At 64.5% G+C, this 11,331-nt stretch carries 11 protein-coding genes; 3 read left to right on the plus strand and 8 right to left on the minus strand.

Annotated features, from left to right (window positions below; translation table 11 throughout):
* Positions 1 to 194: 194 nt before the first annotated feature.
* The 6 genes from WAO18_RS15675 to WAO18_RS15700 form a co-directional block, all read right to left on the minus strand.
* Positions 195 to 1,412, minus strand: a complete 1,218-nt coding sequence (locus WAO18_RS15675; protein WP_422207176.1) for a cytochrome P450 — start codon at positions 1,410 to 1,412, stop codon at positions 195 to 197.
* A gap of 9 nt (positions 1,413 to 1,421) precedes the next feature.
* Positions 1,422 to 2,414 (minus strand): SDR family oxidoreductase, encoded by a 993-nt coding sequence (locus WAO18_RS15680; RefSeq protein WP_422207177.1) that lies wholly within the window; start codon positions 2,412 to 2,414, stop codon positions 1,422 to 1,424.
* A complete protein-coding gene (locus tag WAO18_RS15685; RefSeq protein ID WP_422207178.1) occupies positions 2,407 to 3,537 on the minus strand; it encodes a spirocyclase AveC family protein in 1,131 nt (376 codons plus the stop codon). The genes WAO18_RS15680 and WAO18_RS15685 overlap by 8 nt, the downstream gene beginning before the upstream one ends.
* Positions 3,538 to 3,544: 7 nt before the next feature.
* Positions 3,545 to 4,660, minus strand: a complete 1,116-nt coding sequence (locus tag WAO18_RS15690) for an ABC transporter substrate-binding protein (RefSeq protein ID WP_422207179.1) — start codon at positions 4,658 to 4,660, stop codon at positions 3,545 to 3,547.
* 92 nt (positions 4,661 to 4,752) lie between these two features.
* Positions 4,753 to 5,604, minus strand: coding sequence for a CbbQ/NirQ/NorQ/GpvN family protein (locus tag WAO18_RS15695; protein ID WP_422207180.1), 852 nt, complete (start codon positions 5,602 to 5,604; stop codon positions 4,753 to 4,755).
* Between the two features lie 91 nt (positions 5,605 to 5,695).
* On the minus strand, positions 5,696 to 7,393 hold the full coding sequence (locus tag WAO18_RS15700; RefSeq protein ID WP_422207181.1) for a nitric oxide reductase activation protein NorD: 1,698 nt from the start codon (positions 7,391 to 7,393) through the stop codon (positions 5,696 to 5,698).
* A gap of 163 nt (positions 7,394 to 7,556) precedes the next feature.
* Between WAO18_RS15700 and WAO18_RS15705 the strand changes: the two genes are divergently transcribed.
* Both WAO18_RS15705 and WAO18_RS15710 read left to right on the plus strand, forming a co-directional pair.
* The gene (locus tag WAO18_RS15705; RefSeq protein ID WP_422207182.1) at positions 7,557 to 7,958 is read left to right on the plus strand and encodes a hydrogenase; all 402 of its coding nucleotides are present in this window, start codon (positions 7,557 to 7,559) and stop codon (positions 7,956 to 7,958) included.
* A 54-nt stretch (positions 7,959 to 8,012) separates the two neighbouring features.
* Positions 8,013 to 8,753, plus strand: coding sequence for a superoxide dismutase family protein (locus tag WAO18_RS15710; RefSeq protein WP_422207183.1), 741 nt, complete (start codon positions 8,013 to 8,015; stop codon positions 8,751 to 8,753).
* Between the two features lie 65 nt (positions 8,754 to 8,818).
* On the opposite strand, the gene WAO18_RS15715 is transcribed toward WAO18_RS15710, so the two are convergent.
* Positions 8,819 to 9,214 carry a hypothetical protein gene (locus WAO18_RS15715; protein ID WP_422207184.1) on the minus strand — a complete coding sequence of 132 codons (396 nt, stop codon included), beginning with the start codon at positions 9,212 to 9,214 and terminating at the stop codon, positions 8,819 to 8,821.
* A 202-nt stretch (positions 9,215 to 9,416) separates the two neighbouring features.
* Between WAO18_RS15715 and WAO18_RS15720 the strand changes: the two genes are divergently transcribed.
* Positions 9,417 to 10,544 carry an NADH:flavin oxidoreductase gene (locus tag WAO18_RS15720; RefSeq protein WP_422207185.1) on the plus strand — a complete coding sequence of 376 codons (1,128 nt, stop codon included), beginning with the start codon at positions 9,417 to 9,419 and terminating at the stop codon, positions 10,542 to 10,544.
* A 90-nt stretch (positions 10,545 to 10,634) separates the two neighbouring features.
* Here the strand turns inward: WAO18_RS15720 and WAO18_RS15725 are convergent, their stop codons facing one another.
* Positions 10,635 to 11,102, minus strand: coding sequence for a cupin domain-containing protein (locus WAO18_RS15725; protein ID WP_422207186.1), 468 nt, complete (start codon positions 11,100 to 11,102; stop codon positions 10,635 to 10,637).
* Positions 11,103 to 11,331: the final 229 nt, after the last annotated feature.

The following is an 11,331-nucleotide window of genomic DNA, read 5'->3' on the forward strand; positions in this document are numbered from 1 at the left end:
ATGTAGCGGTAGCTCAGCAACCCCGTCCAGCGCTTGTACAACTCGTCCCGATAGGCGTCGGCATCGCCCATGAACTCCCGGATATCACGCAGTGGCCCGGTCAATCGCGTCGTCCCTCCTGAGCGGAAAGTTGAGCAGACGCTCAGCTACGACTTTACGGCTACCCCCGCCACTGTAAAGGCCATATCGGCGATCTACTGCGGGTCGAACACCACCGGCACCGACGTCGGCGACCGGAACACCTGCCCGCGGACGTGCGGATCGTCGGCGTCGGGGTCCAGCCGCAGGTTAGGTAGCCGATCCAGCAGCAGGTTGATGGCCGTGCGCATCTCCAGTCGCGCCAGGTGCATGCCGAGGCAGACGTGGACGCCGTGGCCCCAGCCCAGGTTCGCCCGAGCCTCCCGGTGGATGTTGAATGTGTCGGGATCCGGGTAGCGATCCTCCTGCCGGTTCGCCGAACCCAGCATCGGCATCACCGTGCAGCCAGCCGGGATCTGCACTCCGCCGAGTTCGGTGTCGCGGGTGGTCACCCGAGTGATGGTCAGCAGCGGAGGCTCCCACCGCACGCCTTCCTCGATCGCCTGCGGAATCAGCGAGCGGTCCGTGCGGATCGCCTCCAGTTGCTCCGGGTCCGACAACAGCCCGAGAAGCAGGCTGCCCAGCGACCGGTAGGTCGTCTCAACGCCGGCGGGCAACAGCAGCCGGAGGAACGAGAAGATCTCCTCGTTGCTGAGCTTCTCCCCGTCGATCTCGGCGGCACCGAGCGCGCTGATCAGATCGTCTTTCGGCTCAGCGCGACGCGCCTCCAGGATCGGCTCGAAGTACTCGCAGAGCGCGGCCGACGCCGCCAGCCCGCGTTCGGGATTCATCAGCCAGCTCAGCAGCGAGATCGACCACCGCTGGAACTGCGGGTAGTCCTTTTCCGGCAGGCCGAGCAGGCCCGCGATGATCTGGCTCGGATAGGCGAAGGTGAACTCCTTGACCAGGTCCGCCTTTCCGTTGGCCGCGAACTGGTCGATCAACCCGTTGGCTACCCGGCCGACCAACTCGTCCTGCCAGCGCGCTAACGCTTTCTGCGAGAACGCTTTCGACACTAACGAACGCAGCCGCCCGTGGATCGGCTCGTCCATGCCCAGCATCACACCTTCGCCGAGCACCGGCCCGAACGCAGCGATGACAGCCGCCGACGAGAACGTCTCGTTGTCGCGCAGCATCTGCTGTACGTCCTCGTGCCGATACACGATGAACATCGGCAGGGATTCCTCATGCGGAAGCGCACCCGACGTCTCGAGCCGCTGGACCGGCTCCTCGCGGCGCAATCTCGCCAGCTCGGTGTACGGGTCACGTACGTCGCCGGAGATCGCGTCATCGAAAGCGCCGAAGTCTTCCAGGTCATCGAAAAGCTGTTCCATGCTTGTTCCTCAGTTTCCTTCAGTTCCCTTGCGGCGCTTGGCCGCCAACGACGCCAGGCGTTGCAGCAGCGGCTGCGGAATGACTCGTGTGACGAACACCATCGCCTTCTGTGCTGTCGTCAACGGCCACGCGCCGTCGCGCATCGACCCCTGCTTGGGTATGCCGAGCACGATCCGCGACATGTGGTGCATGCCGATGGCCGGAAGAATCCGGCTTGATACCAACAACATCGACGCGTCCGGTCCCACACCTCGACGGCGAAACGATCCCGTATCGGCCAGCGCCTTGACCACTCCATCGGTGAACTTCTCCGGCGGCCTGGCCATCCGCATCGCGAAGCGCCCACGGGTGTTCATCGTGTTGTGCAGCCGGGCGTACGGACCGCCGAAGTCGCGATCGTCGGTGGTGCCCGCGTCGGTGATGATGGCGGTGTCATAGGTGCCGGCCACCAACAGGGTGACGCCGAGACCGAACGGTGCGATCTCGACCGCCATCGACTCACCCCAGCGTTCCAGTGCTCCCTTGGCCGCCGAGTACGGCGCGGTGGCCGGCTGACCGCGGACCCCTGCCGCGCTGGACACCAGCACAATGCGACCTTCACCGGCCGCTCGCATCGACGGCAGCAGAGCTTGAGTAAGCGCGACGGGGCCCAGCACGCTGGTGGCAAACAGCCTCTGCCACAAGGCCATATCGGTCTCTTCCACCATTCCGGCGGCGGAGATCCCCGCGTTGTGCACGACCGCGAACGGTGTACCCACGGCTTCGCCGATCGTTTTGGCTGCCGCCGTGACCGACGCGTGGTCCATCAGGTCGAGCTGAACGCCGATCAACCGATCGTCGTCGGCTGCGGCGCCGGTCGCCTCCCGCAACAGCGTCATGCCGAGATCGGGTGCGCGCATGGCCGCGACCACCCGCCACCCCTCGCGATACAGGCGCGTCGCCGTTGCGAACCCGAGCCCACGTGAGGCGCCGGTGATGACGACGCTGCGAGCCTCAGCCATTCGTCCTCGCCGGCTCGCAGGCTCCTTGACCCGGCGGTGGCGCTTGCACGTGCGGTCGGCCGTTCGGTTCCCCGCTCGCCCACGTCGACCAGATGCCCACCGAGTACGGACCCTGCGCGCCGGCCTTCTCGTAATAGCCTTGCGGGTCATACACTTTGGCCTCCGGATACGGCCACGGGCAGGCCACCGACGTAGCGGCGTGGCTGACTTTGATGACCCAGAACCAGGCACCGTAAGCGAAGTAGGACACGTTGATGATGGCGAACATCACCAGGAACGTGCCCAGCACCGGTCGGGTCGGGAACAGCTTCGCCTTGGCGGCGAGTTTTTCCGCCACCGACTTACCGGTGTCGTCGCGGTAACAGAGAATCGCCGCGGGGACCATCACGAACGTCACCGAGAACGATTCCCAGATCAGTGGGAATTGGAACGTGGTGCCGGTGAACACCGAACCCCACGGGATCACCTGAGAGTAGATGTACATGCCCGTGTGGACGAGTTGGATCTCCAGCCAGGCGTCGAAAACGAAGCCGATCGCACACGCCAGCACACCAAGGCTGATCAGTGGATGCCGCGAAAAATAGCTTGTGGGACCATATTTGGCCTGCAGCTTGCGCAGAATCCAGACCGCCGGGAAGTAGGGGCCGAAGTAAAACATCACGTAGCCGAACACCACGAAGGGTTCGACGGTCGGCGACAACGACACTAGCGGCCACGACTCCGGCCAGTGGATCAGATCGGGGTTGTAGACCGCGAACGGCGACCAGTTCATGATCGGGTCCTGCCACACAATCAACGTGGTGCACAGGAACATCAGCATCACCGGGCTGCCCGGATTACGTCGCCAGCCCCTGATGAAGACGATCAGCAGGATGAGCAGCGACACGACCGTCGCGGCGTCGAGAAAGCCGATGTAGTCCAGCCCAAAGATGAACTTGACCGGGCGCGGCCGGCCGTGCACATTCGGGTTGGCGACGCGCGGGTCGAGCACCCAACGACGGTTCGCGATGAAGAACAGTGCGAAGGCCGCCAGCGCGGCTCCGGCGATCCAGCCGCCCCATTTCCGTTGCGGCGCAGCAGGCCGCGGTTCCGCGGCAAGCGGTGTGGATTGGTCGGTACTCATATATTCCTCACCCTTCTCCGAAGCGGTCGACGAGGTGCGAGTTGACGCCGTCGGCGTCCAGCGTGCGAGCCACCAGGTAGCCCGCGCCCATCCAGGCGCGGCGAGTCCACTTGCCGAACGACACCCGAGTTCCGGGCGCGCCGGCCGCGGCGGGCATCATCTTCACCCGCTCGAGGGCCTCTTTCACGCCGCGCGGGCTGAGCGGATGGGCATCGCTGAACGCCCGCACCAACGTCGCGGCGACGTCGTGATTGACCGGCGGCACACAGTATTCGGGACGCCGGCCGCCGTATCGCTGCGCGTAGCGATCGAGGAAGTCCTGGCCGAGTGGGTTGGTCTCGTCGTACTGGTCAACCCCGATCCATCCCATGAATGCGTTCCACATGATCGGGTTGACCCACGCATTCTGAAAGGCCGTGGTGGTGAACCGGGGCGGGTCCCAGTTGACTGCCTCCAGGGCCGGGTTGATGAACACGATGCCGAAACCAAAGCCCAGATGCACGATCGCCTCGGCTTTGGCTTGGTGCAGCGTGCTGACCGCTTCGTTGATGTCTTGGGCAGTCTGAGCGATCGCCGCCTCCGCGACGATACGAATCCCCTTGCGGCGGCACGCACCTCGCAGGTTCTTCAGGTAGCTTTCGCCGATCAGATTCTGCTCGACCAGGACGCCGATCTCGCGCAGGCCGCGTTTGGCGATGAGGTCCGCCAGGAAGATGGGCTCGTCGGTCATCGATCCCTGCGGGAAGGCGAACGTCCACTCCCCGAGCCAGTCGTCGGTTCCGGTGACGCTGATGGCCGGTACTTTGAACCGTTCCTCGATCGCTTCGCGGGTCGGGACGCAGTTGTCGGTGATGTGCGGTCCGAACACCGCGAGACACCCCTCGTCGACCAGTTCGCCGAAGGCGTCGATCACCGCTTTGACCGAGCCCTTGGGCAAGCCCTCGACCTCGCGATAAATCATCTGCACCGGGCGATCCAGCAGTCCCTGCTGCAGCGCCTCGTCGAACACGATGTCAAAGACTTGAGTGAAGTCGGCCTTCATTTCTTCGGGGAACATCGGCGGCAAGGTGAAGTCCATCAGGTAGCCGACCTTGATCGGCTCAGCAGTGCTCTCGTAGGACATGGGACCTCCACTGGGACGCGCTCACCGCGTTTATCCGCCCGGCCTAACAAACCTAATATTTGTTCAGACCCTAGCCGCGCCGCTTAGCCTCGTCAATCACCGGATCGGACAGACTCGGTCAGATACACGCTGATCATCTCCTTGAGGCTGCGGTTTACCGCGACGTCATCGGTGAGCGGGCCGGCGATTGCCGCCTCGGCCGCCGCGTCCATGGGCAGACCCTCGGCGACCAGTCGGCCGGCGGCGATGAGCACCCGGGTGGACGCGACTTCGCGCAGGCCACCGGTCTCCAGACGACGAATGGCCTGGCCGAATCGCACCAGTTCCGCCGCCGTGGCCCTATCGACGCCAGCCTCGTGGACGACGATCCCCTCCTCGACTTCGGCTGCCGGAAAACCAAATTCGATGGCAACCATCCGCTGGCGGGTCGAATCCTTGAGATCCTTCAGCACGCTCTGATAGCCCGGGTTGTAGGAGACCACCAGGCCGAAACCGGGTGCGGCGTCCAACGTCACGCCGAGCCGCTCAATCGGTAGCTGGCGCCGGTAATCCGCGAGTGGATGCAGCACGACGGTGGTGTCCTGCCGCGCCTCCACCACCTCGTCGAGGTAGCAGATGGCGCCCTCGCGAACCGCGCGAGTCAACGGGCCGTCAACCCACACCGTCTCGCCGCCTCGCAGCAGATACCGGCCGACCAGGTCGGCCGTGGTGAGGTCGTCGTGGCAGGCCACGGTGATCAACGGCCGGCCCAGATCGTGAGCCATCGCCTCGACGAATCGGGTCTTGCCGCATCCGGTGGGGCCCTTCAGCAGAATCGACAAGCCCTGGCCGTGGGCGGCCTTGAAAACGGCTTCCTCGTTGCCGATTGCCGTGTAGTAGGGGCGCGTCACGTCCGCCGCGGACAACACGCCGTTCGGGTGAGCGAGCGTGGGCTCATTGGCCATTACTACCCTTCCGCCGGCCGCTGCGTTGCGGTGACTGGAGCGTAAACGGAACAGATGTTAGTTTCAAGGACGGTACGGGCGGGACAGTTCGTCATGACACCCGCCTTTTCACCTCGGCCGAGCGAACCGCCGAACGGAACAGTGGCCCAACAACACTCGTCAGTTGATCGGGGCGGGCGATGCTCGCGTGCGCGGTGTTGCCGAATACTCTGCGCAGCGATTCGACGTCGGTGCCCGCACCGATCGTCAGACATACACAGCCGGTGCCGCGGCGGCGTGCCTCGGTCAGCGCGCGCCGCGCATCGGCGGCCCCGTAAGCGCGCTCGTAGCCGTGGTCGTATGCCAGTCCGTCGGATAGCACCACCAACAGCCGTCGCGACGTTCCTCCCCGTGCCTCCAACACCGCCGAGCCGTGCCGGATCGCCGCACCCAGTCGCGAGTAGGCGCCGGGCTCGAGGCTGTTCAGCCGCCTGATCATCTGGCTGTCGAGATGGTCGTCAAACCGCTTGACCGGCACCATGCTCACCGCAGCCCGACCCTGCGAGTAATACGCGTACAGCGCCACGCGGTCGCCCAGATCGTGCAACGCGACGGTCAGGTTGGCGACCGCCGTGCGTTGTTGCTCGTGCACGGTCCGCCCCACCGTGCCGGCCTCGGCCGTCGAACCCGAGATGTCCAGCAGCAGAAGCACCGACAGATCTCGGTGCCGCCGCAAGCTGTCGAGATAGACGGCCTCGTCGGGCACCGACCCGGCCATCATTTCGACGTGTGCCTCGACTACGGCATCGATGTCGATATCGTCGCCCTGGGGCTGGCGGTGCCGGCGGTGCAAGCCCATGCCGAGCCGCGCCAGCGGACGCCGGAGCCCGATGGCGTCGTCGATCGCCGGGTTCGCCGATACCTTTGCCGCCGAATCGATTTCAACAACCGTGCACCAGTCCGGCCGGTAGCTCCTGCGATTGACGTCCCACTCCGGATACTTCACGCCGCGATGACTCAGGTCCGCAGCATGATCGATGACATCTTCGGGCGCCGCGGCGGCCAGCGACGACACGGCGTACTCCCCACGTTTGGCCGCGTTGATCCGGTGCGTCGGGTTGTCCGCACCCGGCGGCCCTCCTCCGCGACCGGTCTTGCGGGCCGAGGAGAGCATCTTCTTCAGCCACTTGCCGATGAAACCGCCGCCACCGACCGGGCTGGTGAACAGGTCGGGATCGTCGGTGTCATCGACCTCGCCATCGTCGAGCTGCTCGAGTTCCTGACGCCGTTGATTCCGCGGAACGTGTGCCAGCATTTCCTGCTCGGTTTGCCTGGCCGCACCAGCGTCGGCGGCGATCAGCTTGGCGGCACGGATGATGCCAAATTCCGGCGGTGGATCGTCGATCGGTTCTTTGCCCGACGCAAGGCTCAGCGACTCCGCGGGCGAGTTGCTTCGGTGCGCGATGTCGGGGTCGCCGAGCGAGGCCAACACCGTCGGAAGGACGCCGGCGTTGGCAACCAGTGCGCGATGCCCCTCAATCGACAAATAGCGCTTGGCCAAACGGGAATGGCGGGTCAGCGGACGCACAGCCTCGGGATCGAGACTGCCTGCGGCGATCATCGAGGCTTGCACGGCAACGGCTTCGAGGGTCGTCCGCATAGGCAACGACGGATCGATGAAGACCGTCTGGCCGTCGGTCCACGGCAGGTCCCCCGGGTGCTGTGCATCGACCACCACGGCACGTCCGGCAAAGGCGGAGGCAAGCATGCCGAGGGCATACAACCGATCGGCGTGGGCGCCATCCGCCACCGGCCACCTCCGGAAATGCCATTGTCGACGTTGACCAAATATCTGTTCCAGACTAGAGCCCCGGTTCTGGCGTCGTCAACGAAACGAGCTACCGACGCCCAGGCCATCGAACAAATCTTTGGCATGCATGCACGGCCCCTTCGGGCGCCGCTAGTGTTCCGGCATGCAGACGCTGCTCTTCAAGCTCGGCCTGATTCTGTTTCTGATCGGCCTGCTCACCGGTTTGGCCGTGCCGGCATTGAAGAACTCACGGATGGGGTTGTCGAGCCACCTCCAAGGCGTCCTCAACGGCATGTTTCTCGCGCTGCTCGGCCTGCTCTGGCCGCACATTCACCTGTCACACCGGTGGGCGGTCACCGCGATCATGCTCATCGCGTACTCCGCATTCGCGAACTGGCTGGCGACGCTGCTCGCAGCGGCATGGGGTGCCGGCCGCAGATTCGCGCCGATCGCGGCCGGCGACCACCACGCCCCAGCGGTGAAGGAACACTTCGTCAGCTTTCTCCTCTTGTCCCTCTCGCTGACAAACGTGGTGGGCGTCGTCATCGTGATCGTCGGGCTTTAGCGCCTTGGTCGCCGCGAGCGGTTGGGTTTGAGCATTTCTGGGTAGCCCGCGCCCATGAACAGGGGCAGAGCATGCGCGGTCGCGGCATCGGCGGCCGCCATCGCAGTATTAGCCGGATGTGTGAACCAGGGCGGTGGAGGATCCACGTCGTCGTCCCCGCCCCCCGGCACCGAGCGAATGACTACTCAGGTGAAGGGCGCGGACGGCACGACAATCGCCAACGCCACCATCGATTTTGCAAACGGCTTCGCGACAGTAACCGTGGAAGCAGGCCCTAACCAGGTTCTGAGCCCCGGCTTCCACGGTCTTCAAATTCACTCGGTGGGTAAGTGCGAAGCGAATTCGACTGCGCCGAGCGGGGATTCGACCGGCAGTTTCGCTTCGGCCGGAAGTGTCTATCAGGCGCCGGACCACACCGGTTATCCCGCCAGCGGCGACCTGACTGCGCTGCAGGTGCGCCCCGACGGCTCGGCGAAACTCGTCACCACCACGAGCCTGTTCACCGCCGCGGACTTGCGAAACAATTTGGGTAGCGCGCTGATCATCCACCAGAACGCGGACAACTTGAGCAGTAGCCCTGCCGGAAATTCGGCTAAGCGGGTGGCATGCGGTGTCATCGCGGCGGGATCCGCGACCACCACCTCGTCTACCACGACGACCAGTGTCTCCACCGTCACCACCACGGTCGAGGTGCCGCCGCCCAGCACGAGCACGAGCACGAGCACGATCACGGTAACCAGCTCGCCAACCACGACGTCCACGACGACGACTAACAACATCTCGCCTGGCAGGTGACGGGAACGAAGGGTCGTCTAGCAGTCAAACGACGGACCGTCCGCAGGCTTAAGAACTAAACGCCGCTAGCCGCCGGGACAGGGGCCGGGAATCCACATGTTCCAGCACATGCCGGGAGGCGGAGGCAGCCCAGGAGGTGCGCGGGGCGGAAGGGGCTGCGGAGGTGGAGGATTGGGCCCTTCGTAAATTCCCTGACCTTGATTGGCCTGGTCCGGGGCAACGTGATAGTAGGTGTGGCAGACGTTCATGTCCCACGTCACCGGCTGATGAACATGGTTCTGGGTCAAGTGGAACAGAGAATCGCCCGGGCACCAGTGATTCGGACCCCAGCACACATGGTCGACCATCGCGGCGGGCCCACAATCGTCATCCGCCCGGGCGGTGCCTGCACCCAGTCCGGCCATCGCCAAGCCACCCGACATCAACGTGGCCGCTGCCCATGCCGCGGTCAGTTGCTTCATAGCCCAGGAATTTTGCTCTTCAGCCAGTTAATGCGCATCGGGCAATTGCCCCATTTATCCGGCGTCGCCGGGCTTGTCGATCACCAAGCCCGGGCCCCACGAGGGCAATGGAATACCCCCCAAGTGCAATCCGTTTTGAATCACTGGCACCTCACCGGCCGTCGGTTTGTCGTCAACGGTGGACATTGAAAGTGGAAGTTCCGTGGCTGCTCAAACGCATTTGGCCCATGAATCCCTGTTCAGCCCGATTGTCATCGGTGACGTTGAGCTCACCAACCGTGTCGCGCTGGCGCCGATGACCCGGGTGAGTGCGACAGCCGAGGGTCTACCCACCGATCGGATGGGGAGGTATTACCGGGTCTTCGCCGAAGGTGGATTCTCTTTGTTGATCACCGAGGGGCTGTATATCGACGACCAGACCAGCCAGGGCTACCGCTTTCAGCCGGGCATCGCGAACCAGGGTCAGGTCGAGGCCTGGAAAGGGGTCGTTGACGGCGTCCATGCGTCCGGGTCCAAGTATTTCGCCCAACTCATGCACGCAGGCAGCCAGTCGCAAGCTAACCCGCACACGACGGTCACGTGGGGACCGTCGGCGGTGCGCCCGAAAGGCCAGCAGCTACCCATGTACCGCGGCTCCGGCCCCTTCCGGGTTCCCGAGGCGATGACCACCGAGCAGATCAGCCAAGTCCGCGCCGCGTTCGTCAATTCGGCCCGGCTGGCCCGCGACGCCGGCTTCGACGGTGTGGAGATTCATGGCGCCAACGGCTACTTGCTCGACGAGTTTCTCACCGACTACCTGAACACTCGCACCGACGAATACGGCGGCAGCGTCAGCAACCGCACCCGGCTGGCCGCTGAAATCTGCGGCGACGTCGTCGCAGCGGTCGGCGCCGACATCGCCGTCGGCATCCGGGTGTCCCAGGGGAAAGTCTCGGACAACGATCATCGGTGGGCGGGCCGCGACGACGACGCAGCCATCATCTTCAGCGCACTTGGTGCCACGGGCATCGACTACATCCACACCACCGAATACCGGGCCCTGGCACCGGCGTTCGGTGACGCGGGAGAGACGCTGGCAGCGTTGGCCAAGCAACACAGCGGCCTAACGGTGATCGCAAACGGTCACCTTGACGACCCGCGTGACGCCGCCGCCCTCATCGCCTCGGGCACCGCCGACGTTGCCGCGCTGGCCAAACCCGCACTAGCCAACAGGAACTGGCCCCACCGGGTGCGAACAGACCAACCGCTGTCCCCCGATGTGCCCGTCGATCTGTTCGGGCCCGTCGCCGACCTCAAAGACTGGGAAGTCGCCGATACGCCTCTTGCGTAGAAACGCAAACATCCCCGCCAGAACCGGACGGGCTCCTCGACCACCATGGCCTCCGCGGTGTGGGTGCAGTCGGATGCCTCGTGGCGAGTTTCAGCGCGGCGGGCCAAGAATGATCTGCCCGAACTTGTCCGCTCCCTCGGCCATCCGTTCGGGCGTGATTTCGAAACCGTCCGGGCGCGGCGTTGCTTTGTCACGGCCGGCGTAGCGGAACATCCCTTCGATGCCGGCCGGAGTGTTGATCATCAGCAGATCCGCTTTTTTGGAGGTGATGCGATATGCATGCGGAATGTCCTTGGGCAAGAACACAATTCCGCCTTCCGACAGCTCCATCTCCTGATCGTCTAACCACAGCAACGCGGTGCCCTTGATCAGCATGAAGACCTCATCCTCACGCGTGTGCTTGTGATATGGCGGTGCTTCGCCCTCGCTGACATCGAAGCGCCCGACCATCAACTGGCCATTGGTGGCTTTGCCGTCGAGCAAGATCGCCAGCGTGCCGCCGTCGAGCCATTCCAACTGCTGCTGCTGATCAGGTTGCGCAAGGTAGGCCATGCTCATGCGTCGTCCCCATTCGTGTCGGACATCGAGACTATCCAGCCCCGAGTCGGCGCGCTCGTCCAGCCGTCAGGCACACGGAGTGGAAAGTCGGTCACGATTGGCCGATTGACGTGCGCCTTTTGTGACATCCTGTGCGGGTGTCCGCGGCGGGCCCGCCTTCGGGTGTAGTGACGTTTCTGTTCACCGATGTAGAGGGTTCGACGCGTCGGTGGGAAGCCGACGCGGATGC

Source organism: Mycobacterium sp. (assembly GCF_049278535.1).
In the GTDB taxonomy this organism is placed as follows: Bacteria; Actinomycetota; Actinomycetes; order Mycobacteriales; family Mycobacteriaceae; genus Mycobacterium.